23 protein-coding genes are annotated in these 24,249 nt (G+C 49.8%); 8 read left to right on the top strand and 15 right to left on the bottom strand.

Annotated elements, in window-relative coordinates:
• Positions 1–109 precede the first annotated feature (109 nt).
• Positions 110–1,588, top strand: a complete 1,479-nt coding sequence (locus tag GmarT_RS18890) for a sulfatase (protein ID WP_002646277.1) — start codon at positions 110–112, stop codon at positions 1,586–1,588.
• A gap of 12 nt (positions 1,589–1,600) precedes the next feature.
• Here the strand turns inward: GmarT_RS18890 and GmarT_RS18885 are convergent, their stop codons facing one another.
• The 4 genes from GmarT_RS18885 to GmarT_RS18870 form a co-directional block, all read right to left on the bottom strand.
• Positions 1,601–2,488 carry a sugar phosphate isomerase/epimerase family protein gene (locus GmarT_RS18885; protein ID WP_002646278.1) on the bottom strand — a complete coding sequence of 296 codons (888 nt, stop codon included), beginning with the start codon at positions 2,486–2,488 and terminating at the stop codon, positions 1,601–1,603.
• A 49-nt stretch (positions 2,489–2,537) separates the two neighbouring features.
• A complete protein-coding gene (gene aroF / locus GmarT_RS18880) occupies positions 2,538–3,554 on the bottom strand; it encodes a 3-deoxy-7-phosphoheptulonate synthase (RefSeq protein WP_002646280.1) in 1,017 nt (338 codons plus the stop codon).
• Positions 3,555–3,913: 359 nt separating this feature from the next.
• Positions 3,914–4,852, bottom strand: a complete 939-nt coding sequence (locus tag GmarT_RS18875) for a hypothetical protein (protein ID WP_002646281.1) — start codon at positions 4,850–4,852, stop codon at positions 3,914–3,916.
• Positions 4,853–5,084: 232 nt separating this feature from the next.
• A complete protein-coding gene (locus GmarT_RS18870) occupies positions 5,085–5,774 on the bottom strand; it encodes a 3-keto-disaccharide hydrolase (protein WP_157158940.1) in 690 nt (229 codons plus the stop codon).
• 448 nt (positions 5,775–6,222) lie between these two features.
• On the opposite strand from GmarT_RS18870, the gene GmarT_RS18865 reads away from it, so the two are divergent.
• A complete protein-coding gene (locus GmarT_RS18865) occupies positions 6,223–7,947 on the top strand; it encodes a sensor domain-containing diguanylate cyclase (RefSeq protein WP_149303092.1) in 1,725 nt (574 codons plus the stop codon).
• Between the two features lie 185 nt (positions 7,948–8,132).
• On the top strand, positions 8,133–8,930 hold the full coding sequence (locus tag GmarT_RS18860) for a glycosyltransferase family 2 protein (RefSeq protein WP_002646284.1): 798 nt from the start codon (positions 8,133–8,135) through the stop codon (positions 8,928–8,930).
• Between the two features lie 15 nt (positions 8,931–8,945).
• On the opposite strand, the gene GmarT_RS18855 is transcribed toward GmarT_RS18860, so the two are convergent.
• From GmarT_RS18855 to GmarT_RS18845, 3 genes are all read right to left on the bottom strand, one after another.
• Positions 8,946–9,938 (bottom strand): leucine-rich repeat domain-containing protein, encoded by a 993-nt coding sequence (locus tag GmarT_RS18855; RefSeq protein ID WP_149303090.1) that lies wholly within the window; start codon positions 9,936–9,938, stop codon positions 8,946–8,948.
• Positions 9,939–9,980: 42 nt separating this feature from the next.
• Positions 9,981–11,018 carry a mandelate racemase/muconate lactonizing enzyme family protein gene (locus tag GmarT_RS18850; RefSeq protein WP_002646286.1) on the bottom strand — a complete coding sequence of 346 codons (1,038 nt, stop codon included), beginning with the start codon at positions 11,016–11,018 and terminating at the stop codon, positions 9,981–9,983.
• A 138-nt stretch (positions 11,019–11,156) separates the two neighbouring features.
• Positions 11,157–12,452, bottom strand: a complete 1,296-nt coding sequence (locus GmarT_RS18845) for a HEAT repeat domain-containing protein (protein WP_149303088.1) — start codon at positions 12,450–12,452, stop codon at positions 11,157–11,159.
• A gap of 733 nt (positions 12,453–13,185) precedes the next feature.
• On the opposite strand from GmarT_RS18845, the gene GmarT_RS18840 reads away from it, so the two are divergent.
• Positions 13,186–14,118, top strand: a complete 933-nt coding sequence (locus GmarT_RS18840) for a histone deacetylase family protein (RefSeq protein WP_002646288.1) — start codon at positions 13,186–13,188, stop codon at positions 14,116–14,118.
• 19 nt (positions 14,119–14,137) lie between these two features.
• Here GmarT_RS18840 and GmarT_RS18835 read toward each other — a convergent pair whose 3' ends face one another.
• From GmarT_RS18835 to GmarT_RS18825, 3 genes are all read right to left on the bottom strand, one after another.
• On the bottom strand, positions 14,138–15,166 hold the full coding sequence (locus GmarT_RS18835; protein ID WP_002646289.1) for a prenyltransferase/squalene oxidase repeat-containing protein: 1,029 nt from the start codon (positions 15,164–15,166) through the stop codon (positions 14,138–14,140).
• A gap of 119 nt (positions 15,167–15,285) precedes the next feature.
• Complete coding sequence (locus tag GmarT_RS18830) at positions 15,286–15,645, bottom strand: 2Fe-2S iron-sulfur cluster-binding protein (RefSeq protein ID WP_002646290.1); 360 nt, start codon at positions 15,643–15,645, stop codon at positions 15,286–15,288.
• A 123-nt stretch (positions 15,646–15,768) separates the two neighbouring features.
• Entirely contained in the window at positions 15,769–16,239 is a 471-nt protein-coding gene (locus GmarT_RS18825) for a universal stress protein (RefSeq protein WP_002646291.1), read from the bottom strand.
• Between the two features lie 488 nt (positions 16,240–16,727).
• Between GmarT_RS18825 and GmarT_RS18820 the strand changes: the two genes are divergently transcribed.
• A complete protein-coding gene (locus GmarT_RS18820; RefSeq protein WP_002646292.1) occupies positions 16,728–17,822 on the top strand; it encodes a hypothetical protein in 1,095 nt (364 codons plus the stop codon).
• A gap of 9 nt (positions 17,823–17,831) precedes the next feature.
• Here GmarT_RS18820 and yidD read toward each other — a convergent pair whose 3' ends face one another.
• Genes yidD through GmarT_RS18800 form a run of 4 tightly spaced genes read right to left on the bottom strand, consistent with a single transcriptional unit; the run spans position 17,832 to position 19,859 of the window.
• Entirely contained in the window at positions 17,832–18,083 is a 252-nt protein-coding gene (gene yidD / locus GmarT_RS18815; RefSeq protein ID WP_002646293.1) for a membrane protein insertion efficiency factor YidD, read from the bottom strand.
• Positions 18,083–18,487 carry a ribonuclease P protein component gene (gene rnpA / locus GmarT_RS18810; RefSeq protein ID WP_002646294.1) on the bottom strand — a complete coding sequence of 135 codons (405 nt, stop codon included), beginning with the start codon at positions 18,485–18,487 and terminating at the stop codon, positions 18,083–18,085. The genes yidD and rnpA overlap by 1 nt, the downstream gene beginning before the upstream one ends.
• Positions 18,484–18,927: a hypothetical protein gene (locus tag GmarT_RS18805; protein ID WP_149303086.1), complete on the bottom strand. Its 444-nt coding sequence runs from the start codon at positions 18,925–18,927 to the stop codon at positions 18,484–18,486. Before GmarT_RS18805 ends, rnpA begins: the two co-directional genes overlap by 4 nt.
• 5 nt (positions 18,928–18,932) lie before the next feature.
• A complete protein-coding gene (locus GmarT_RS18800; protein ID WP_002646296.1) occupies positions 18,933–19,859 on the bottom strand; it encodes a DnaJ C-terminal domain-containing protein in 927 nt (308 codons plus the stop codon).
• 289 nt (positions 19,860–20,148) lie between these two features.
• Between GmarT_RS18800 and GmarT_RS18795 the strand changes: the two genes are divergently transcribed.
• The gene (locus tag GmarT_RS18795) at positions 20,149–21,504 is read left to right on the top strand and encodes an ABC transporter permease (RefSeq protein WP_002646297.1); all 1,356 of its coding nucleotides are present in this window, start codon (positions 20,149–20,151) and stop codon (positions 21,502–21,504) included.
• Between the two features lie 54 nt (positions 21,505–21,558).
• Positions 21,559–22,245, top strand: coding sequence for an ABC transporter ATP-binding protein (locus tag GmarT_RS18790; RefSeq protein WP_002646298.1), 687 nt, complete (start codon positions 21,559–21,561; stop codon positions 22,243–22,245).
• Positions 22,246–22,347: 102 nt separating this feature from the next.
• Here the strand turns inward: GmarT_RS18790 and GmarT_RS18785 are convergent, their stop codons facing one another.
• A complete protein-coding gene (locus tag GmarT_RS18785) occupies positions 22,348–22,845 on the bottom strand; it encodes a hypothetical protein (protein ID WP_149303084.1) in 498 nt (165 codons plus the stop codon).
• A gap of 527 nt (positions 22,846–23,372) precedes the next feature.
• Here GmarT_RS18785 and argB point away from each other — a divergent pair.
• Entirely contained in the window at positions 23,373–24,248 is an 876-nt protein-coding gene (gene argB, locus GmarT_RS18780) for an acetylglutamate kinase (RefSeq protein ID WP_002646300.1), read from the top strand.
• Position 24,249: the final 1 nt, after the last annotated feature.

Genomic DNA, 24,249 nt, shown 5'->3' with positions numbered 1-24,249 from the left:
GGAAAAAGTGATTTGAAGTTCTAAAGAAAAATCTCCTTCAGTCTGTTATCATACTATTGTGTCAAATTGCGGTTACCTCGTACATCCTGTTTGGAGACGTTATAGAATAATGTGGTTTCGAAATATTATTTACAATCTATTGTTTTTTTGGGGTTCCCTGGTTGGGGTGGGCGCTGTTTCCGCTGCTGAAACTTCGGATAATTCGCAACCCAATGTGTTACTGATTGCGATTGATGACTTGCGAACAGAGCTGGGGTGTTACGGTCTGCCTTATGTGCAGAGTCCGTCGCTGGATCAATTGGCGTCGGAAGGAGTACTGTTTACGAACCATTTTGTGCAGGTGCCGACTTGTGGCGCATCACGCTATGCATTGCTGACGGGGCGCAGCCCCCGCAATTCTGGAGTGACGCGCAAAAACCAGGCATTTTACCAGGGGGACTCCGCCTTGTCTGTGAATCAGACAGCCGGGGCGCAGACGATGCCGGAACTGTTTCGGCGGAGTGGGTACCAGACGACGTGTATCGGCAAGATTTCCCATACGGCGGACGGCCGGGTCTTTGAGTATAACGGAACAGGTGATGGTCGTGACGAATTGCCTCACGCATGGGATGAACTGGCGACTCCTTTTGGTTCCTGGAAGCGGGGCTGGGGGATCTTTTTTGCGTATGCGAATGGACGCAGTCGGGAGGATGGCAGCGGAATCCGGGACCTGATGGAGTTCAAAGTCGAGCAGGATGAAGAACTGCCCGATGGTCTGCTGGCCAGGCAGGCGATTGAAAAACTGCGTGAATACAAAGAGGGGGGCAAGCCTTTTTTCCTGGGACTGGGATTCTTCAAACCGCATTTGCCATTTGTCGCGCCGAAACAGGACTGGGACGCATTTGAGAATGTAGAAATCCCGCCGGTCCCTCATCCGGAGAAACCAGAATCCGCGTACTGGCATAAGAGCGGCGAGTTTTACAATTACGACATGGAGTTTGAGAAAACCCGACCCCTGTCACGCGAGGCGCGGGAGAATGTGCGACGAGGTTACCTGGCGTGTGTGCGTTATACTGATCGGCAGGTGGGCAAAGTCTTAACAGCCTTGGATGAACTGGGGATGCGCGAGAATACGATTGTTATCGTTTGGGGTGATCATGGCTGGTTTCTGGGGGATTCCGCATTGTGGGCGAAGCATGCGCCACTGGAGCGGGCTTTGAAGAGTACGTTGATGATCCGCGCGCCTGGTGTGGCGGAGGCGGGGTTGAAGTCGGCTGCTCTGGTGGAGACTGTGGATATCTATCCTACGCTGATTGATTTATGTCAGCCTGCATTTCGGAAGACAGAATATCCGCTGGATGGTATGAGTCTGAAACCGATTCTGACGGGTGAGGAAACCGAGATTCGTGAAGCGGCGCTGAGTTACTGGAATGACGCAGTGAGTGTGCGCACACAGCAGTATCGAATGACGGCGAGCATGAAAAGAGGGAAGCCGACCAAAATTGAGCTGTATGATATTACAGAGAATCCAGACCCTATTGAGAATCTGGCAAAGTCAAAGCCGAAGGTTGTGGAAAAGTTGAGTAAGTTTCTTCCCGGAGAGAAGTGATTACAGAATCATTCAGAGCAGATGTGTTTTCATCCAGCTCAGATATTCGCTGGCGTACTCATTCAGATTATCGAGGCTGCCTCCGCCACGGACAGGGGAACACATTTCGTAGGTGGCGATACCGTTGAAGCCACCTTCTTTCAAACCGTGGAAGAAGGATGAGTAATCGATGAAACCTGTGCCGAATTTGACAGCACGGACCAGGTCTGGTTCCTGTCGCTGGTAGTTGATGAGGTCGGGCTGGTAAGTAAAGCGAGGGAGTTTGATGTAGTCGGCGTTGGTTGTGATGGCGGTGTGGGGCGCCATTTTGCGAGCGGCATCAAACAGATTTTCGCCGCGCAGCGCAGGGGACCAGGCATCGAAGCCGAGTTTGCAGTTGGGACGGTCGATATCAAACAGAAGTTCGAGCAGGGCATCGGAATGCACGCCGACATCATGATGGTTCTGAACGGCGAGGGTGACATCGTATTCCGCTGCCCGGTCACAGCATTCCTGTAACGCGGATACCGTTTGATTCCAGAGTGCCTGGGGTGTCTGTCGGGGAGAATCATAGGCGGTAAAGATGCGAACGGTTGAAGCACCCAGCTGGCTGGCGATTTCCGCGAGTTGCTGAACGTATTGAATCTGCAGTTCGACCAGGGGAACTTCGGCTGCAGCGGAGCCAGCGAAATCGGTATAGCCGCCGATGATTGCACATTTAATCTGATGATGTTTGAGGGCACCGTTGATGGATTCAATCAGTTCCGGAGAACAGTCAAGAGGTGCCAGGTGAGGACGTTTTCCCATGAGCATCACGGAATCGTAGCCCAGTTTTGCTGACTGCGAGATGAATTCATTCAAGCTCAAGGCATGCTGTCCCCAGAAACCGGCATAACTGACTGAAAAAAGACAGAGCTTCATGAACGGACTCCCGGGAACAGGTTGCTGTGAATGAGTGGAGATGGTCCGCTTATCCTAATTCTTTCCCGACGGCTGCTGCAACCTTGCGGCAGAGATCCATCGTCTGTGAGAAGGCGTCCGGTGTCAGAGACTGGGCTCCATCGCTCATGGCGCGGGAGGGGTCCGGGTGAACTTCCAGGATCAGGCCGTCACAGCCGGCAGCAATCGCAGCGGCACACATGGGAGGGACCAGGCTGGCGATGCCCGTTCCATGACTGGGATCGATGACGACAGGCAGGTGGGTGCGTTCATGCAGGTAAGGAACGGTGGCCAGTGGAAGTGTGAAGCGGGTATGGGTTTCGAATGTACGGACGCCACGTTCACAGAGAATGACCTGCTGATTTCCCTGGTCGAGGATGTATTCGGCGGCGAGCAGGAACTCTTCGATGGTGGCGGAAGGGCCACGTTTCAGCAGGACGGGCAGGCGGGTTTCGCCGACCGCCTGCAGGAGATGGTAGTTTTGCATATTGCGGGCACCGATCTGCAGGACGTCGGCATATTTGCATAACAGATCGACATGGTTTGGTGTCATGACTTCAGTGACGACGGCGAGACCGGTTTCTTCACGAGCCAGCGCGAGGAGTTTGAGGCCGTCCTCTTTCATTCCCTGGAAAGAGTAGGGGCTGGTACGGGGTTTGAAGGCGCCGCCACGAAGTCCGGTGGCACCAGCGGCTTTGACCTGGTGAGCGACCTGCAGGATCTGTTCTTCACTTTCGACCGAGCAGGGGCCGGCGATCACGCCGACATGCGAACCACCAATTGTAAGGTCGCGTGTAGTGACGACCGTAGGTTCTGGCTTGGTTTCTTTGCTGGCGACCTTATAAGCGGCGATGATGGGGACGACTTTTTCGACTTCAGCACAGGATTCCAGTACTTCCTGATGCCCGTCGCGTTTGATGCCTGCAGCGGCGATGACGGTTCGTTCTTCACCGATGATGACGTGGGCCTTCAGCCCCATTTCTTCGACGCGTCTGACCATGGCCTGGACCATTTCTTCAGTGGCATTGGGTTTCATCACAACAATCATGGCGTTGACTCATTTCTAATTCAGTCTCAGGGAATAAAAAAAGCCCTGTAACCAGTGAGGTTACAGGGCCAATCGATTTCAGGGTTTGTTCATCAGTTAAGAACGGTATGTATTCGATCGGTCAGGTAACCTGTTCCGGTAAACCAATAGCTCAAAAAGTGCCAGGCTGTAAAAAAAGACAGCCGCACTGAATTAAAGCTAAAAGTACCAAACCGATGTGTCACGGAGAAACTCCAAAAGGGTTAAAATATGATTTCTATCGAATTTCCATCGAAGAAAACCAACGCGTAAATCATACTCCTGCAGAGCAAATTAAGTCAACCGGGAAATTCAAAAGTTTCTCAATCGGCTGGAACGATTTAGAAATGAGGGCCTTTTGAACTTCTCTTATGGAAATGTGAGAAGCTGATTCCCTGTTTTGGGGGAGAGGATTTCGGTTCCTGCTGCTTCAGATCTGCAGGTTTAAAGTGAGGATGATTTTGATTGCTTGAGGAAGTGTGAGGTAACAGTGTACGAAATAATTCTGGAATATTGCCAGGATGTGTTTCGGCGGCGAGTCCACTGCGTGCAATGCGAATGTGCTGGATTGATTTCATCGTGGCAGACTGATGGAAACACTCTTCAGGATAGCAGGCCATGATGGCTGCCAGCATTTTTTCCCAGTGGTCGCTGCATTGACTGGTCAGTCCGGCCGGGAATGAAATTCGTAAACCGGCAGTGATCAGGTCCCAGGTCTGAACGGGGGAAGGGGCATTGAGGTTTGTAGACTGGTCTTCACCAAAATCGCGCGAGCGTTCCGGATCGTGGGCAAATTCCTGCATGTTGTACCGCAGTACAAACTGCCCCAGCATCAGGTCGGTCCAGCGTTCGATTGAGCGTCTCGTGGTATTAATTCGTTTAAGGGCATCGAGGCTCAGATGATTTTCTGCCACCATCACTGCCAGTACGATCCGTTTCAGATCCAGAAATGCCAGATAGAGGCTGCGGGCGATGGGTTCGGCCTGACGCTGTTTCCGCTTTTGATCGGTCACAGCGAGAACTGTCGTGACAACACGGATCAGCATTTCTTCCGCGAAGAAATCTTTAAAAATGGCTTCCAGTTCGGATTCCGAGAGTTCACCAGGAGAATCTGATTGAGCCAATGGCTCAAGGACACGTCGCCTGAGCTTCAGATGTTCCTGCCCGTGATACCAGAAGTCACAGAGTATATCGGACGAAAAAGGGCCAGCCCCTTCAATGAGCGAAAGACTTTGAGATGCAATGACTGCTGCGATTTCTGCGGTAATTTGCGAATTCAATGGAATGCCGTTCTACCTTGAGAGTGAAATGACCCGGTGCCTGGAATCACGAAGAATTCCCAGGCTTTCTCTGGCAGGGTAAACGCAAAAGGAATACCACTTTCTCGATGAAACGGGTGAGTCTATCTAAAGGCTGTTGATAAAACGGCTTATGAGAGGGACAAATCTCACGGTGTTCCTGTCGTATGATGACGTAATCCATCGGAGTGTTGATCAAAATCAACGTGTGGTTTTATTTCTGTGGTGCAGTTTTGGCGACTTCTGCGGGATCCAGTTTCCTTATGCGAATATTTTTCAAAGCAGCCGTCGTGCAGAAAGAGGTGATGCCGAAGGGACGGGAGAGTTCAACTTCGTGGCGGATTGAGATTTTGCGATCTTTCAGATTCTGATCGACTATCTGTTTTCCATCCAGCCAGACCTGAATCTTATGGTCGGTGACCTGTAGACGAATTTTATACCATTGATTCTTTTTAAATGTCTGAAACGTGGTCGTGCTGTTTTGTGATGCGTCATCTCCGTCGATGCTGGAAATACCACACAGGCTCCCCCCCCAGCCTCCCAGGATAAAGGAGCAGGGATCTTTTTTAACAGGAAAAGTCAGTCCACAGAAGAAGTCGGTTCCATCCACGCGCATAGCTTCCAGTTCGACTTCATAGTTCGTCAGGGGGAAATCTTTCGTGTCGACGAGAGTGGCGCCGGTCAGATCGACGCCCATTTCCAGAATCAGGTTTCCCTTTTCGACATGGACTTCACCTTCCCCTCCGAATTGAGGGACCTTCCAGCCATCCAGGTTTTTACCGTTGAACAGAGAGATCCATTTCGTTTTGGGTTGTTTCTCTGCTTTTGTGCTGGCACCTGCTTCTGCTTTTTTTGTCCCATTTTTTTCTGGCTGATCCTCTGCAGAGGCTGAGGGAGCAGTCATCAGGCTGAGTGTGATTACCAGAAGCAGAGAGGTTTTCGGCAATCTGATCTGAAGAAAGGAGTTTCGGAAATGATTCAAAATATTCATAGAAGACCTGACGCTTTGTCAAAAGTATTAGGAACGGTAAATACCTGTGTCAGCGATGCCTGGAGGAGCACTTATTTGAGTCTCATCCTGTTTCAGAGACAAGTGTTAGATTCGATAAGCGACTGACATCACCTTATTAGAGAATAACGGAGTCCAAATCGAAAGCGAAAAATATCGGTTTATCTGGATTATAACGAATTCAGGGATCAGGCAAAGTGATGAGTTCAAATCATTGTAGCTGTCTGGAAAATGTGTTCATCAAACGGCATTTTCTGGGCTAGGTTTTGAGTGAACCTCGTAGAGATTCCGCGGGATTCATCAGATAGAATCGCATTTGCAGGTTAGAAAGCGCAGGGCTCAGTTGTCTTACCTTATAGCATCAATCATCGAAGTATTCACTCACAATGTGTCGCAGGGCGTCACAAATGCCAGTGTTGCGGCCATCGCTGGTGTCTGTCTGCTGCAATATATTGTGTACACACTCAAGATGTCAGCCGTCCGCAAAGAGAACGAACAGTTTCAGCGTAATCTATCTGAATTTGAAGTCGAGTTACAGGATATTCAGTCTGATCGGGCGATGACGCTGATCGAGAATCATATCTTGAGAGAGTTCGTATCGCAGTCCGATTTCGATCAGGCAATCGAACTGCTCCTGAAACGATATGTTCCTTCACTACGAGATGGGTTTGGGTTGTATTTGAATCACATTGATGGCGAATTCAAGCTTCGTGAATCACGGGGTGTTTCGCGCAACACGAAAGCCGTATATGACATTGACCGGAGTTTACTGAAGCAACTGCGGAATCAGAATGTGCTTGTACTGCGTGGTGAAAAACTCCGGGAATCGAGTGTGTATCAATGTTTTCACGATCAGGACAAAGCCCGGATCCAAAAGCTGTGCCTGCTGGCCGTCTATGATAAAAAAGATATCTCAGGAATCTTTATTACAACGGATCTGTATCCTGAAGGGGTTGATGAAGTACAGCAGATCAAACTGGCGAAGCGACTGCTGATCTGTGTGTCTCGCAATATTGTCAAGAATCAGGATTTTGAATCGCATCGATTTGAGTTACGCGTGACACGTGAACAACTCGAGTTGCGTTCTTTAGCAGACCAGCAGTTCAAGACTCCCGTGATTATGCTGGAAGAGTTTCTGGATCGATTACGACAACTGACCAATTCAAGCCGAGCAGGTCTATTTCTTTCAACGCCCGGCGATGTGAGTGGCTGCAAGGCGATAGTCGAATGTGGAATCACGCTTCAGTCCGGTGTCAAAGCCCGCTGGCGTGAACATGAGATGAACCTGGTGCAACTGGGGCTCAACTCAGGGGAAAATACTTCTCTTTCGGGTGATCAACTGGAAAACCATGGGATTCGCTCTCTGGTGGGGGCCGCTCTGATTTCACCTCTGATCACAAACCGGAAACGTATTGGTGTGCTCTGTCTGACCAGTCAGGACAGTCAACCCTATGATGAACGATCATTAAGGCTGATCTCCTGGGCTTCACAGTTTTTATCCAATACTCTGTTGAAAGTGCTCAGCCATGCGACCATTGAACGTCAGGCGAAACAGGATGGTTTAACGGGACTGGTCAATCGACGTTCGTTTGATGAACTGTTTGAAGATCAGTTTCAGCGGGCCCAATCAGCCGAGATGGCCTGTTCACTGATTTTAATCGACCTGGATCACTTCAAATCGGTCAACGATACCTATGGTCATCAGGCTGGAGATGAAGTCCTGAGACGGGTCGCGCAGATTTTGCGAGAACGCATTCAAGAGATTCGCTCATCGGATAATGTCATTGCTGCCCGCTATGGCGGTGAAGAATTGGCAATTCTGTTACCAGAAGTGGGACTGACGGGTACGGAGCGAATCGCTGAAGTGATACGTCATTCTATTGAATCCAGCGTGATCAAATTTAACGAAGTGCACATCCCAGTTACAGCGAGCCTGGGGATCTCGACCTATTCCCCCCACATAATGGATAGTGTTCAGGCGATGTTAGCTGCTGCGGACAGTGCCCTGTATCAGGCAAAAGCGGAAGGGCGCAATCGAGTTTGCAGCCTGACTTCGACCCCGGTTTAAGTGAATCCTTAAAACGAGGCTGTTTTGACTTGTTTATGCAGATCTACTCATAAACAATGCAATCCCGAGTGCGACCAGTTCACGCCGTTTATTTCGAGCGAGGTCTTGCACTGCTACCTGCGGTATCCCTGTTCTGTATCTGGAAAATGAACAGCTCATCAACAACGTTCTGAATTTGATATCTTATGTCTGACCCCGATTCCATCTCAAACAACTCCTTGTCGGTCCGTGGGCGAGTCATTGCTGTGATGCCCGCCTATAACGCTGCCAGTACCCTGGAACGGACGGTGGCGGATATCCCTGAGGGCTCAGTAGATGAAATCGTACTGGTTGATGACTGCAGCAGTGACAATACAGTCGAAGTCGCAAAACGCTTGGGCTTAACGGTGATTCAGCATGAACGAAATAAAGGCTATGGTGGAAACCAGAAGACCTGTTATCGTTATGCCCTGGATGCGGGAGCAGATTATGTCGTGATGATCCATCCTGATTATCAGTACGACAGTCGGGTCATCCCTGTGGCAACCGAACTGATTCGGCTGGGGATTTGTGATGTGATTCTAGGTTCACGCATTCGAACCCGGGCGGAGACCCTGTCGGGGGGGATGCCTTTTTATAAATATGTCGCGAATCGCTTTCTGACGATTGTCGAAAATATTGCCCTGGGTCAGAACCTGGGAGATTTTCACAGTGGCTTTCGTGCTTACAGCCGCAAAGTTCTGGAGACGATTCCCTTCGACAAGAATTCGGATGATTTTATTTTCGACACTCAGTTCCTGGCGCAGGCAGTGCGATTTGGTTTTAAGCTGAGCGACATCCCGGTACCGGTTCGTTATTTTGAAGAAGCATCAAGTATCAATTTCAGACGCAGCGCCCGTTATGGAATACTGACACTGGCAGTGATGCTGCAATTCTGGCTAAACCGACTGAAGATCTGGAAATCGGATCTGTTCTCTCAGAATCAGCAGTATCTTGTCGATTGACTGAATCACTGGTGATTACTCAGTCTTTTGCTTCTCCGGTTTCTCCTTCTCCGGTTTCGTCTGGGCCGCATCGTATTCTTTCCAGAATTCATCCGCGGCTTTGACGGTATCAAAACTGGCGCCCAGACCTTGAATCGACGGATTATCCCTGATTACATCCATGCCTTTTGTGATGTTGGCAGGGGTAAAAATCAGACGCTGTAGAGGCATTCCTTTCAGAGGCGTCAAATCGGTCACAGCGGAATTCGCGAGGTTCAGTCGCAGAAACTGCATGCCCCGCAATGGGGAGAGATCAGCGACCTTCGTGTCCTGAATATCCAGGCTTTCCAGCAGCATGCCTTTGAGGGGGGAAATGTCGGTAATTTCCGTATTGGGAATCCAGAGCGTCTTGAGGGGCAGTGTATTGATCAGACCCAGATTCTTGACCTTTGTGTCAAACAGATTGAGTTGATTGAGGGGCATGCCTTCCAGTGGTGAAATATCTGAAACGGGGGTATGTTCCATCCTGAGAATGCGAATGGGCATGCCCTGTAAGGGGCTGAGATCACTGACGAACGACCCTTCCAGATAGAGTTCCTGTATTTTCATGCCCTTCAGCGGGCTCAAATCAGTGACCGGACAATGTGTAAGATCCAGGTACTGCAGATCCATGCCTTTCAGCGGACGTAAATCAGAAACGGGACAGTTCATCAGATCGAGAAACTGGAGTTTCATACCTTTCAGAGCAGAAATATCTTCCACTCCGACCAGTTTGGCTGAAATGATTTCTCCCTTTTGTTTCCCGAACTCGGCATTGTTCTGATAGTCGGGATTATTTTTCTTCAGGCGTTCGTGGATATCCTGTTCTGTCAGAACGACAGGCCCGGCAGGTGCTGTCGGGACTGGTGGATCTGGGGTTGTATCCTGGGCTGTCTTGTCCGGGGATGCTTCGTGGCTACAGCCGGTAAACATGAGGATGCTTATAAAACAACTCAGGGAATTGATGATCAGCAGGTTTTGATTTCTCATAATAGGCAGGGCTTCACGCATTTAAAATTCAAGACAGGTGATTCAGTTTACAAGTTGCAGATGATGTTCATCAAATAGCAGACCAAAGCCGGGACGATCCGAAACTTCGATCATACCCTGCCTGATGTCAGGTTGTCCTTTAACCCAGGTCATCCAGGGGCGACCGGTCTCTGCGAGTGGCTGGGAATCCAGTGCTGTGATGGCGTGCAACGCCCAGATTTCACAACCACGATGTGGACAGACACGTAAGCCGGCTTCCTTAGCCATTGTGTAGATTCTGATCAGTTCCGTCAAACCACCGCACCAGTTGACATCGGGCTGGAGCACGGTATGCAGTTTCTGCTCAATGAGCGGGCGAAACGCTTCTGAAGTAAACTCATGCTCGCCACCAGCGATAGGGACTTCCGTTTTTTCTTTAAGTACTGCATAGCCTGCCAGATCATCCGGGGATAATGGTTCTTCAATCCATTCGATTTGAAACGGTTTGATCGCTTGCGAAATGGAGATTGTTGATTCAATGTCCCATTTCATCCAGGCATCAACCATTAGTAAAGGGGAATTGCCGATGCGGTTCCGTGCCTGTTCGATGGAGGCGACCATCAAATCGCGCTGTTCAGGAGCAGCGACTTTTCCGAGATGCAGTTTATAACCGGCGTGCTCCCCGGTCGCAGTAAGATCCTCTGTTGACCAGACCGTGTGATAGGTTGGTATTTTTATTTCAGGAGTGCCTCCCAGAAGCTCGACCACCGGTTGTTGCTCCCGCTTTCCCTGCAGGTCCCACAAAGCCAGATCCACTCCACTGAGGGCCATGATGGCGATGCCTTTGCGACCAAAAGCCAGAGTGGCCTGATACATTTCGCCCCAGAGCTGTGAAATTTCTTCCGGGTTTCGGCCGAGCAGAAGATCGCGCAGGACAGTCTTGACCACGTGTTGTCCTGCCAGGCCTCCACCGCCGACTCCATAGCCTGTGATACCGGCATCGGTATCAATGGCAACGAGAATCTGGCCCAGGCTGGTACGCCAGTCGGGTGGAGAATTATTTCCAGCGGGTTGTATCGCGCGAATGTCTGTAATTTGCATGCTGCTATTCTACTGAAAAGTGATAGAAAAAGCAGGGACGTTCAGCGGGGTGGTTGATCAGAATCAGAGGAATATCTTTAGCTGAGCATTCAGAAGAGGAAACTGTCAGTCCGAGTGACTAAGCAGAAAAGAGAAGGACTATTTTCCTTCAGCGACCTGCTGGTTCTGAGGTTTGGCTTGTACGGGAGCGACCCGGAAGTTTTTGGGGAGATTCTTCTTCAACCAGTCATCCATTCCCTTGATGGTCTCAGCGTTGATTTTGGGGTTCACACCTGGTTGCAGAATGGCAGAGATCGGTTTGATGACCTGTTTGTAGGCGTCATTCACAACTGTCTGATTGACCTGCTGTTTGAACAAACCAGTGTTATCAGCTGCGTTCTCGGGCTTGAAGGCTAGATAGACATTCCAGAAACAGCGTTTCCAGAAGAATGCGTTAGGATTGCCATTGTAAGCCTGGATCATCTTTCGTGTCAGATCCACGATGGAATAGGTAATGAGTTTGATGTCTGCATTTGCTTTGAGTGGAAGCTTACCGAGATTCTCAGCAGCAGTAGACCTGACTTCCCAGGTCCGTTTTGCGTTACTCATGACTTTTAGTAATGCATCGGTGACGATTGGCTGTCGCGCGAGGTTATCGGTAATACCCATGGAACCGAGCGCATTTATCAGGCTGCGCTGATACCAGGAAAATTCGTTGACTGACTGCATCAACTCATCAATGATTTCTTCTGCAATTTTAACCCGTAACTGGTTGGTCGGATTTCCGGTCTGTCCGATTCGAGCCAGTCCGTTTGCAGCGACAATCTTAACCTCTGTTGTCTGAGATTTATCATTCAGAACTTTGACCAGGGGCACATAAGCCAATGTGTAAGCTACACGCTCCTTTTTCTTTTGCCGATCTTCATCTCGCAGATCAAGTTGCGAAAGTAACACGGCGGCACTGAACCGAACCAGGCGATGATTGTTGAGCAGATCCTGGGCTCGTTTTGTGAGTTCTTCGAGATAAAGTTCGCGTGCCTGATAGTTACCGGAGATCTTGCCGGAAAAATTAATATCACGCAGGATATTGGCCCGCAGTTTATTCAAGTCAGTCTCGTTTTCCGGTTTATTAGGATCCTGCTTGAAGGTCATCAGGTAGACGTGGTATTTCGCTCCTTCGGCAATCAGTTTTTTGTCTTCAGCAGAACTGATTTTTCCACCCCGCAACAATTTATCGAAATCCCTTAGTTTATTTTTTCGAAAATTGACTGCTTCGTCGGGAGACATTAACTCTTTGTATACATTCAATGCATTGGGGTCTGCCGGTTGCTGGCCGAGAAGTAACGAACTGGAACACAGTAACAGACCGACTGCCAGCAGAGAATGTCTACACACTCTGGCGGTCAGCATTTCAATTCCTGAAACGGCCTGATACGAGCATATGGATTGTCGCACGGAAAGTTCCTTCATTCAACGTTCTGCTCGAACCCCAGTACAATCAGAAGCACAGGGTTTTCTCGACTTCAATTGGGAGCGTTACATTCAAGGAAAATATTACACAAATAAGGCAAATAACTCTATGGCAGCCGAATAGATTTCCTGTGATTAACTGCCGACTGCTATTCTGGTTCCGAACGAAGCGGAATGAGGATATGGATCACTATAAATCATACGATAAATATTGAGCAGATACCAATCAAATCTGCCATTTTCGAGTGGCAGATTCAGGGAATCAGCGTTCCAATTCTACTTGCACGTTCAAAATAACTCAGTTGTCGCTGCAGGAAAAAATTCCACTGTCTTCCATGGCACTGTTTTATTATCTTACGGTATCGCTTTACCTTACGAACTGTCAAGATTTTTCTCAATCCTTAAGTCGGATTTCTTCTGCAATGTGAAAGCGTCTCCGAATTTACTGTGGGTCAGGAATAATGTATCAAATTCATGGTATCTGCAGAGAATACAGGTGTGAAGAAGATGTGAGTGATTGCGGTGAGAATGTTCAGATTCCCTCTTCCGTCTGAGACTCTTTATAACGGTTATCGGGATTTTAGAGCACATCACATTTAACCATGGCGTCTTTCGATCCATTATATTCGATTTAAATGAGCCTGGAGACGCTGCAGTAAAACTGGACACGGTCTAAGGAATTCAGAGGGTGATTCGCTCTTTCTGGAATGGATGTTGTATGACGGTTTATTTTCAGAGTAACAAATTCTTAAGGCATGAGACCGGGGCACACCCGGAAAGTTCTCTGAGGCTGGAAACGGTAATGAACCAGGTTTCCACCGCGGCGATTCCCAATCTAATGATATTGAAAGACCCTACGGTGGGAGCGGGAGAGGAACTATTACGGGTTCATCCTGAAACTTACTTAAATCAGCTTCAAGCCTTCTCAGCGGCTGGTGGGGGGCGCATTGAATCCGATACGGTGATGTCTGCCGACTCGTATGAAGTAGCCCGTTATGCTGCAGGCTGTGCGGTTGAAGCCGTGGATCGGGTGATCATGGGGCAGGTCAAACAGGTATTTAGTGCCAGCAGGCCGCCGGGACATCATGCCCTTTCTGATCGGGCAATGGGGTTTTGTCTGTTGAATAATGTGGCCATTGCCGCCCGACACGCCATCGACTTTCATGGATTAAACCGTGTGCTGATTGTTGACTGGGATGTGCATCACGGAAATGGCACTCAGGATATATTTTATGAAGAAGAATCAGTCTACTTTTTTTCTGCACACCGGCACCCGTTTTATCCGGGGACAGGTCTGGGGCATGAAACGGGATCAGGAGCGGGACTGGGCACGATCTGGAACCTTCCCCTGGCATTCGGGATCTCCCGGCAGGATTATTTCTCCCAGTTTGAGCGAATGCTGGTTGACGCGGCTGCCAGATGCCAGCCTGAACTGATTCTGATCAGTGCGGGATTTGACGCGCACAAGGATGATCCGATTGGTTCGCTGGGACTGGAGACGGAAGATTTTGGTAGATTAACCCAGCTGGTAAAGGAGGTGGCGCGTGAGTACTGCGGAGGCCGCATCGTCAGCCTGCTGGAGGGGGGCTATCATCCGCAGAGACTAGCAGAGTCGGTGATCTGTCATTTAACGCATTTGGCTAATGACTGAGTCGGTATCAGGAAGACAGCTATTTCTGATAGATTGGCAGATAACCTTTATCCAACTGCAGAATCGTGGCATTAATGGCAGTCGTATAGACGGGGCCGACATGGCCTTCCATCCAGGCACCGGATGCGGACTGCTTGCGTAGAATCTGCTTGCCGATATCTTCGATGTACTTATCCCAGTCTTTGGTTTCACCGCGGTACATGACCTGGGCGTAATAAAAATGAGCGTAATGCCAGTGGCCAAAGTAACGGTTTGAATTCCCGCCAGGCCAGATATTCTTTTTACAGAAATCGAGCATGTTTTTCAGGTGATCGGAGTCATATTCTCCGGCATTGAACAGGGCAGCACAGGCAGCGGCTGTGATTGCCGGTCGGGCACCGCCGCCGCGAATGCTGTATTGGACGCCTCCTTCTGGAGTCGTACAGTCTGAGATGTATTTCTTGGCGCGGTCAATGATTTTTTTATCAACGGGGATGCCGGCATTGCGACAGGCGCGTAACCCCTGGACCTGAGTGATACAGGTTGAGCCTTCATCGAAATCATTGCCGTCTTTGGCAGAAACATATCCCCAGCCACCACGTGTTGTCTGGGCACCGGCGCAAAAATCAACGGCTTTCATCAGTACTTTTTTGAGCTCCTCACGCCGGAGCGAGTCTTCTTCTTCGCCATAAACCTGGGAGAGGAAGACCATGGAATAGCCGTGACCATAGGTGTAATGATAGTCATTCTTATAACCGATCAAACCATTGGGCTGACTCATTTCCAGCAGGTAATCCACAGCGTTCTGTACGTTCTTTGCATACTTACCGCGCGTAGTTGTGGAACCTTCCGCCAGCAATGCATTACCGGCGAGCGCTGTCATTGCTACCCGGTACTGTCCACCATTGGCTTCCCAATATCCCTGTCGACGTTGTTCCCTGGCGAGATATTCCAGGGCGTTCGTGATCGCCTGCTGGATTTTCGGGTCACGATTTTTTGCCGAGACGATATTGGAACTGGACAGAATCAGCCCTGTAGTCACCAGGCATACTGAAAGAATGAATCGCATCAATTACTCCCTCTATTCAGAGGACCCGGCGAATTTTGTCAAACAGTGCCGGAAAAATGAGAAGCTCTGAACAAAATGTGGATCAGAATGATCAGAGCTACCCGGATTTGGGTTTCGGGTTATTTATCAACCCATTCTACGGGTTGAGGTTCAATTTCGGGTTTAGGCATATGGCCTGCGTCGGCACGCCCGCTCCCTTCCAGACGACTGATTGCCCGGACGGTCATATCATGATCACAGAGTATCTGACAGCTGAGACGGCAACCGGTGACTTCACGTGCGGCGAGTGTGTTCTTTTCAGCGACCGTCATTTTTTCAGGTTCACCTTCGATAAACTCAACTCGGCACGTCGTACAGCGACTTGCACCGCCACAGGCATGTAATTGATCGACCTGGGCATCTTCGGTCAGTGCCAATACCAGGCGCTTACCGGATTCCACTTCGAATTCTCCTACATTTTCAACAGTCAGTTTCGGCATTGTTTCCTCTGTATTTCAGTTGGGGTTGAGTCCGGAATTCATCGTGAATTGAGACACCTCAGTATATCTACGAATTTCCGGTAGTGTTAACTCAATAAATTATAGTGGGTTGCAGCAGATTATTTAAGTGGGCATTACAAATTCGTGCTCCGGGTGAGAAACCGTCAGTACCGGGCAAGGGGCTTTGCGGACCACTTTTTCAGCCACACTTCCCAGTAACATGTGTTTAAGTCCGGTTCGACCATGGGTTCCAATCACAATCAGGTCGATATCTGCTTTTTTGGCATAGCGGATAATCTCCAGGAATGCGGGACCGACGGTAACTTCACGTACGACTTTCAGGTTTTCCATGCCAGGCAGACCAGGCATTTCTTCCAGCTGTTTTTGAGCCAGTCCCTGCATGTCTGCTACCAGATCATTCATTGATGTTCCCATCATATTCGGTTCCGGGAACATGGCTACGGCATCCTGAACGACATTCAGCAAGTGCAACTCGGCATCAAATCGCTTGGCAAACTCACATCCGTAAAGCAGGGCCTGTTGTCCGAATTCACTGAAGTCGGTTGGTACGAGAATTTTCTTCAAATCAATCATGGGGTCACTCCTTGTTTCATTATATCCCTCTATTGCAGTTACATCAGAGACCGGTTTTGCACTCCTCTTTAACTATTCCTCAAATTGATCCTGTCTGTCCCGGTTATAGATCAATCGGAAAGATCAGCAATGAAAAGCAGGTATATTCCTTCAAGCTTAACAGATCCGGGAATCTGGCACAGCCGCTAATATCGTTATTTTAGTGATGTTCCGTACCGTGCAACCGCTTACAGATAATACGACCGTTAGATCACAAACAATAGCTTTATCAATCACGACACTTGCATTTGTGAGAAATCGTTTAAGCGAGAATAAACGGATGGCTGTTGCGCCTATTCTAACTGATTGGCCACTTTCATATATGCGAAAACGGCAGATTTAACCGATTTTTATTCCGTGTGCCATACCACATTTTATGAGCTTGTCAAATTGGGGAAGTGGTTTTTTTAATCGGCACTGTCTGATAGACCTGGAAAGAGGAATTCAAGATGTTACAGCCCTATTCGAAAACGATCTCATTATCACTGTGCATGTTTTCCATTCCAGGGTTAGCTGGCTGCCAGTATGTCCAACAGAAGGTTTATCAGCAGGCCGCTCGTCCCAGTGCTGAGTATCAGGAGCAGATTGAGACAACGGCTCCCCGATACAAGAGCCCGGGCCAATATCATCTGGCACCGGCTCCTGCTCCGCTTGAAGACAATTTTCCCCCAGCCGCTCCGCCGAGCCTGATCCCACCAGGGGGAGAACAGACATCAAATCAGAAGCGGTCTCTCATCCGAAGGGTCTCGGAGGAAGAATCCATTGATGATTCTGAATATTTTAAGTCGATGTTCGAAGATGAGCCGGAAGAGCCGGCTCAGAAGTACCTGGGACTGGTTCCTCATTATTCAACGGTTTCCTCTTCCATGTCGAACAAAGTGAAACAGATGAATGGAAAAGTCAAAGGCTTCTATTCCAGAATGAAATCACATGTGAAGACGCCGGACTGGGTTCGCAAGGTTTCCGGCAGTCATGTCGAAGTGATCGAAGAAGATCCTTTCTGTGGTGATCTTTCCTGCATCAATTCCACGCCTGTTTTGCAAGAGTTCGAGATGTCAGAAGAGATGCTGCAACCGGAACCGGTCAAACCAGCTCCGACACTGCCTGCCCCTCCGCAGAAACTACAGCCCCAGCCGGATCTGAAATCAAAGCCGTTACCGCAACTGCCTCCGCCCGGGGAAGCAACCAACTTCAATAATTCCTGGAGAGTATCAGCGATTCGTGAGCCGCTGGCTGTTGAAGAGTTTTCAACTTCAGAAGATCAGCTGGAAATGTGGCCGTACGCAAAACAGGTTCAACAACCGCAGCAGGTTCGTAAATTCGAATTTAAGACGGCGACCCCGGTTTCTGCTCCCGACTTTCCTTATGAACAGCCCGAGCTCAACCATCCCCGGGAACTGACAGTACCTTCAATGATTTCACAGGACGAGTCTGTTCCCCTGCGAAAAATCAGTCATGAACAGATTCAAATCGAAACGTTGCCTGCCCTGCGAAGTGTAACGGAGGATACACCAATCCAGATTACACCCCGCCGCGTTTATTAAAGGAATCGATTAAGGGGGATCGTAGCCTCCGGGGTGAAAGGGGTGGCAGCGACAGATCCGCAGGACGCCTTTACAGGACCCTCGGATGGCACCATATTTTTTCACCGCCTGAATGAAATATTCGCTGCAGGTCGGGTGAAACCGGCACTGTCTGCCTATCAGATGACTGAGTGTCATCTGGTAGATGCGAACGAGACCGATTAATGTCCGGGCGGGAAGTTGATACAGCATACGTCCGAATTGCAAGGCGATTTGTTTCATCAGCCAGACTGTTGCTCCAGACGACGTTTCAGCTTCTGCGAGAGATATTTCAGAGACTTCTGATATCCTTTTAAATCCCCGTCCAGATCAGCGCGGGGGATGGCAATCAGATCGAGCCCGGCAGGTAACTGAGATCGGATCAGTCGAAATGCCTCGCGTAGCAGTCTTTTCTTCCGTGCCCGCTGGATCGCATTCCCATTCTTTTTTGAGACACTCACACCAAGCCTGGTACAAGGAAGTTCGTTTCGAATTGCAAACAGCAGGAGATTCTGATCGCCGGCCCGCTGTTTTGCAGCATAGATCGCATCGAAATCCTGCTGGCTGCGAATGCGGTGTTCGCTCGGAAAACCGAATGGTTTGACTGTAGAGGGCTCTCGCCGGGCATTGTCCTGGGAACCGGTCATGATTCTGGTTTTTCGTCGTCAGTTTCTGCTTCCGCACTGGCTTCCACTGGTGTTTCAGTCTGTTCCTTTTTTGGGGGGGGCATCTGATTCGGATAAGGACGGCGAATCATGGTGCGTACGGAATGACCGAACAGAGAGGTGAAGATCAGAATTCCGATGCCGGCACCGGCCAACAGCCACACAATCAGGATCATGACCCCCAGTTCCCGCGGACGTTCATCTTTTTCAGGTTCTTTAGATTCCGTCTCAGTCTTTTTCCCTGCCGGATCGGCTGGAAGTTCCACGCCAGCCTGATCAGGAGAATTAACGGTAATCGAACCTGCTTCCTGATCCTGAGCTGCTATGGGCTGGAGTGCCAGGGATAGCGTGAGTGAGAACACGCAAAACAGGAACAGACGGCTGATCCATCGGCTGGAAATGGAAGCGAGATTCAGTTGCATCGAATTTACCATGCTTTCGATCGGGGTGATTCCTGTTGTAAATCCTTGAGTTGCTCATACAAGGCTTTTGCCTGATCGCTAAGTGTTTTGGGAGCGACGATTTTGATGGCGCAGATCTGATCGCCGGTCTGCCTGGTTTTCTGGTCCATGATTCCTTTTCCGCGTAGGCGCAATTTGCTGCCGCTGGATGTACCGGGAGGAATCGTGACGGTGACTTCGCCTTCTGTCAAAGTGGGGACATCTACTTTGGCCCCCAGTGCGGCCTCGGTGAGTGTAATCGGGACTTCCAGTAACAGGTTGCTCCCGTCACGTTTGAAATACGGATGTGCGCCCACTTTGATGGTCAGCAGTAAATCGCCGGCCGGCCCGCCATGAACACCGGGATTTCCCTGACCACTCAATCGGATGACAGAACCACTGTCGACGCCAGCAGGTATCTTGATCGTCAGACGCTCAGAACCGCTCCCTTTCTGCAGGCTGATTTCATGCTCTCCCCCAACGGCAGCCAGGTGGAAAGGGATATCGATGGAAAGACGTTTCGACTCCCCTTTTTGCGGACGGGGTTGGGCTCGCCTGGACCCACCTCCCCGAAACGCGCCACCGAATAAATCTCCAATATCAATGCCACCACCTCCAAAGAGGTCTTCGAAGTCAACCGGTCCCGCACCGCCGGATGACTGGTAATATCCACCACCACCCGGACCTGCCTGCTGAAAAGAGTGCCCAAACTGGTCGTATTGTTTCCGTTTTTTGTCGTCGCGTAAAACGTCGTATGCTTCCTGAACTTCTTTAAATTTCTGATCTGCTGATTTGTCATCCGGCGCCATATCCGGATGGTATTTACGCGACAGTTTGCGGTACGCTTTTTTAATTTCATCAGCAGTCGCGCTGCGGGAAACCCCCAGAATATCGTAATAGTCTCGTTTGCTCATGGATTTGAAATTCGTTCGATGTACCAGGCGGCTAAGATGGATCAAGCGAGCCCGCCATACGCCATGGCGCTTTCGCTCGTTAAATGCTTTCCTGAGAGAAGCTCAACTGGGAGCATTCTACGTTTGAAATTCACTGGTTTTCAAGTTAGCTCAGTCTATAACTGCTTATAATCAGTGCTTTTATTCTAAGAATACGAATGTAAATGATTCAATGATGGATCTGATCTGCGTAGAATGCCACTACCCTGCACAGGCTGAATCGAATCAACTCACTGGAAAACGGTTTTAAATGTTAAAATTTGCGATTAAAAATCTTCTGAGCCGCTCACTACGCTCTTTTTTGTGTTTAATGGGTTTGACGATTGCGATTGCCGGAATGGTGGGGTTGTTTTCCATTGCGGGAGGGCTGGAAGAGACCGTTTCTCAAACCTTTGGGAAAATATCGGGGATCGTAGCCATGCAGCCAGGCGCGCCCATCCCTTTGTTCTCGCGGATTCCGCGTACCTGGGGCGCCGAGATCAAAGAAGTACCGGGAGTGGCAATCGTCAATCCGGAAATCTGGTCCCGGGTGAATCTGATTGAAGGGAAACCTGTGATCAGTCCGCCTCGATTTCTGTTTGGAACGGATCTGCCCACCCGTTTAGAGTTGAAGCATGGAATCTATCGTGAAGCAATTTACGAAGGTCGATTTCTGGATTTGGAGGATCGCGGAACACTAAATACGGTCATCAGTCGACAGATCGCCGAACAGCATCATAAGCAGATCGGTGACCAGATCGAAGTGAATGGCCAGACAATGGATATCGTCGGGCTCTATGAGTCGGGTTCGATCCTGTTGGATGTTGCTATTATTCTGGATATTGACGTGGTACGCGAAATCACTCGATTCGATACGGATAGTGTGAGTTGTTTTTACATCGAACAGTCGGGAGATGTCCCCAATAATAAGCTGGTCCAGGACATTAAGGATCGGTTTCGTGGTCGCGAACTGGCTTCCTGGCAGCCGGCTTCCCTGGCGCTGGCCAGTTCTTCAGATACCAATCTCCTCAAAGATTTCATGACGGCGATTGACGAGACCTTAAAAGGGAATTCCACTGATGAATATCCCACTGACAAAAAAGGGGAGAACAACATTTCGAAACCAGCAGTTGCAGATCTTAAAACAGCTAAAACAGAATCTGAGAATGCTGAAAGCGGGTTGGAAGTCCGCTCTGCTTCCGACTGGGGCGAGCGACTGGATACGTTTACTGCGGATCTGGACATATTCCTGGGGCTGATGACGGGGATCGGCGTATTGATTGCGATGCTGAGTATCATTAACACGATGCTGATGAGCGTGATGGAGCGGGTTGTGGATTTTGGTATTCTGAAAGCGAATGGCTGGTCGAATCGGGATGTGATGCTGCTGATCACGGCGGAAAGTTCTCTGTTGGGGGTTCTGGGCGGCGTTCTGGGCGGCATCCTCGGTTTGATTGCCATCGCTGTCGTCAACTGGAAGTTTGCCAGCCAGGTGCACCTGTATGCCAGCCCGGGGTTACTGCTGTTTGGTGTGTTCTTCAGTACTCTGCTCGGCGTCCTGGGAGGTCTGTATCCGGCGATCTGGACGACGCGCATGACCCCGATTGATGCCATTCGTCGCGGCTGAGAGAGATTCACTCCTGGTACCGAATTTATTCTGGATTCAGAAAGCAGATAGAGAATGATTGAAGTTCGAAATGTACGGAAGATCCACCAGAGTGGTGAAACCGAAGTGCAGGCACTTCAGGGAGTGAGTTGTCAGTTTCCCGGTCAGAAGTTTTCGTTTATTCTGGGCCCTTCGGGTAGTGGCAAGAGTACTCTGCTGTACCTGATGGGGGCACTGGATACGCCATCTGCAGGTGAAATCTTCGTACAGAACCGATCTCTTTCAACGCTGAGTCAGAATGAACGCGATCTTTACCGCCGGGAAAAAGTCGGGTTTGTGTTTCAAAATTTCAATCTGCTGAAAAATCTGAATGCGCTGGAAAATGTCCTGGCACCCTATCTGCCTCAGGGGGTCACGGCAGATCAGAGACAGCGTGCCGAAGCATTGCTGCAGCAGGTCGGGCTTGGTAATCGGATTACGCATCGTCCCAGTCAGCTCTCAGGCGGAGAACAGCAACGTGTTGCAATTGCCCGCGCGCTGCTGAAACGCCCCCTTTTGATTCTGGCCGATGAGCCAACCGGAGAACTTGATACCAGAACCGGTAAGGAGATCTTCGATTGTCTGCGTGAGATGAGTGCAGAATACAAAACGACTGTCGTGATTGTCACTCATGATGAACGCTATATCCGGGATACGGATTTCATTCTCCGCTTGCGCGACGGAAAAGTGGCGGAAGAAGAAGCATTCGAACCGGTGGAATAACAAAGCCACGATTCATAAGTCATGAATCGTGGCTGGTCGCGTCACAATGATGTTTCGTTTTTGATCTGACTATGCAACTGGAGTGTGCCTTGGGATTGGATCTCAGACGGTGTCGATTTTACCGTCATGTGTTTTACGGAATCCGGGTCCTGCCTCTTCGGGGGGAGTGGCATAAACATTCAAACGCACGATCTCAAGATCTGTCAGGTGTCCTTCAATCGTAATGTAGGCGGATGAGGGATCATTGTTTGTGGATGAATCGGACTGTTCCAGGAAATTAAAGTGGAACCGGTTGACCGACTCGAAACGATCCAGGAGTTGCAATAAATCAAACTGGAAGCTGGCGGCGATGAACTGTCCGTCCCGCTGTCCTCCGACGATTTCTGTGCTGCCGAGAAACAGGCCCACTTCCCAGCATTCTTCTGTGAACTGACAGTCGAAGCCGACGCGGCCGACTTCGTCAAACGGGTTAAAAATGTCGGCGATCTCATCGACAAAATCATTGATCCATGAGGGGCGACAGTTAAGGTTAGATGTTTCTGAAGCAAAGTTTTCCATTTGTTTCATCAGGTGTTGAATCGGCAAGTGTGAGTGGGCCAACGTTGTTTCTCCGTCTCGGTCTTTGGGGTCTCTGAGTTGTTGTCAGGCATTGCAGTCTGTTGAGCGAAAGCACTCTCGTTCTGTAGAGTTATGTATCGGGGAATTCCCTGGAATGACCACACACCTTTTCAAGGCTTCTGAAGAGATGGCTTGTATCGGGTGTGTGTCGGTGCAAAATTGCCGAACCGGACTGTCGTGCCATTCTCTCTACTTGGCGGGGCGGTATTGATCAGTCCGATTGTGAAGCCTCAGAGAGGTTTGATTCAAGTTCGATTATGCCAGATTGGTCATCACAAAAACGGTAGAAACCTGGATTTAAGATAATTGCAGTTGAAGTTGAGACAAAAATCGTAATTTCAGTGAAAAAAGATGATCTCGAACAGTCTGATCTGTTGAGCAGCCCGGGGGGATTCACGTCCCGGCGACGACTGGTTTGACAGTGACTTCAAGACACTTACAATAGCCTGCTTGTCACAAGGTAACAAATCTGAAAACGTTGATGTGTCCGGAAGGATGAAAGGTTCATTGTGGAAGGTGCCGTTCGTAAAGCAGCTGTATTGATCGAAGCATTAAGCTGGATTCGCCGATTTCGTGGCCGTTATGTCGTGATCAAACTCGGGGGAAGTGCACTGGAGGAAGAGGCAGCTGTCAAAAGTTTCCTGACGGATGTGATCTTCATGCGTACGGTAGGTATGCACCCGATTCTGGTACATGGGGGCGGAAAAGCGATCAGCCAGGCTATGAACTCAGCGGGGATCGAGCCTCGTTTCGTGAATGGACGCCGCTTTACTGATGAGCAGACTCTGGAAATTGCCACCGATGTACTCGCCAATCAGATCAGTGCCTCGCTGGTACAGGAAATCCAGTCCCAGGGCGCAAAGGCAGAAGCCCTGCATTTTGGCACTCGAAACTGCCTGCGCGGAGAGCAACTGACTCTGCAGGCAGAAGACGGCTCTGCCGTCGATCTCGGGCATGTCGGCTTTGTGACAGACGTGGATCAGGATCTGCTGGCGGAAATCTGTCAGTCTGATGCGATTCCGGTGATTCCTTCGGTCGCCCTGGATGCATCGGGACAGAAGCTCAACGTCAATGCCGATACAGCCGCTGCTGCTCTGGCCCGGATTCTCAAAGCCGAAAAACTGGTGTTCCTGAGCGATGTGCCCGGGATCTTTCTGGACCGTCACGACCCGGAAACGCTGGTTTCGCATCTGGAGACACAACGCTGTCGTGCTCTGATTGCGGATGGGACCATCGATGCGGGCATGGTTCCCAAAGTGGATGCCGCTCTGGAAGCACTAGCCAGTGGGGTTGGCAAGGTGCATATTGTCGATGCTCGGCTTCCGCATTCAATCCTGCTGGAAATTTATTCTGATAAAGGGATCGGAACCGAAATTGTTAAGTAAA

It is taken from the genome of Gimesia maris (genome assembly GCF_008298035.1).
Taxonomy (GTDB): domain Bacteria; phylum Planctomycetota; class Planctomycetia; order Planctomycetales; family Planctomycetaceae; genus Gimesia; species Gimesia maris.
This window is presented reverse-complemented; position numbering and strand designations above follow the sequence as displayed.

Excerpts from the sequence above, each read along its gene's own strand:
- GmarT_RS18890 (WP_002646277.1), top strand. The coding sequence starts at position 110 with ATGTGGTTTCGAAATATTATTTACAATCTATTGTTTTTTTGGGGTTCC.
- GmarT_RS18885 (WP_002646278.1), bottom strand. The coding sequence starts at position 2,488 with ATGAAGCTCTGTCTTTTTTCAGTCAGTTATGCCGGTTTCTGGGGACAG.
- aroF (WP_002646280.1), bottom strand. The coding sequence starts at position 3,554 with ATGATTGTTGTGATGAAACCCAATGCCACTGAAGAAATGGTCCAGGCC.
- GmarT_RS18870 (WP_157158940.1), bottom strand. The coding sequence starts at position 5,774 with ATGACTGCTCCCTCAGCCTCTGCAGAGGATCAGCCAGAAAAAAATGGG.
- GmarT_RS18860 (WP_002646284.1), top strand. The coding sequence starts at position 8,133 with ATGTCTGACCCCGATTCCATCTCAAACAACTCCTTGTCGGTCCGTGGG.
- GmarT_RS18855 (WP_149303090.1), bottom strand. The coding sequence starts at position 9,938 with ATGAGAAATCAAAACCTGCTGATCATCAATTCCCTGAGTTGTTTTATA.
- GmarT_RS18850 (WP_002646286.1), bottom strand. The coding sequence starts at position 11,018 with ATGCAAATTACAGACATTCGCGCGATACAACCCGCTGGAAATAATTCT.
- GmarT_RS18840 (WP_002646288.1), top strand. The coding sequence starts at position 13,186 with ATGACGGTTTATTTTCAGAGTAACAAATTCTTAAGGCATGAGACCGGG.
- GmarT_RS18835 (WP_002646289.1), bottom strand. The coding sequence starts at position 15,166 with ATGCGATTCATTCTTTCAGTATGCCTGGTGACTACAGGGCTGATTCTG.
- GmarT_RS18830 (WP_002646290.1), bottom strand. The coding sequence starts at position 15,645 with ATGCCGAAACTGACTGTTGAAAATGTAGGAGAATTCGAAGTGGAATCC.
- GmarT_RS18825 (WP_002646291.1), bottom strand. The coding sequence starts at position 16,239 with ATGATTGATTTGAAGAAAATTCTCGTACCAACCGACTTCAGTGAATTC.
- GmarT_RS18820 (WP_002646292.1), top strand. The coding sequence starts at position 16,728 with ATGTTACAGCCCTATTCGAAAACGATCTCATTATCACTGTGCATGTTT.
- yidD (WP_002646293.1), bottom strand. The coding sequence starts at position 18,083 with ATGAAACAAATCGCCTTGCAATTCGGACGTATGCTGTATCAACTTCCC.
- rnpA (WP_002646294.1), bottom strand. The coding sequence starts at position 18,487 with ATGACCGGTTCCCAGGACAATGCCCGGCGAGAGCCCTCTACAGTCAAA.
- GmarT_RS18805 (WP_149303086.1), bottom strand. The coding sequence starts at position 18,927 with ATGCAACTGAATCTCGCTTCCATTTCCAGCCGATGGATCAGCCGTCTG.
- GmarT_RS18800 (WP_002646296.1), bottom strand. The coding sequence starts at position 19,859 with ATGAGCAAACGAGACTATTACGATATTCTGGGGGTTTCCCGCAGCGCG.
- GmarT_RS18795 (WP_002646297.1), top strand. The coding sequence starts at position 20,149 with ATGTTAAAATTTGCGATTAAAAATCTTCTGAGCCGCTCACTACGCTCT.
- GmarT_RS18790 (WP_002646298.1), top strand. The coding sequence starts at position 21,559 with ATGATTGAAGTTCGAAATGTACGGAAGATCCACCAGAGTGGTGAAACC.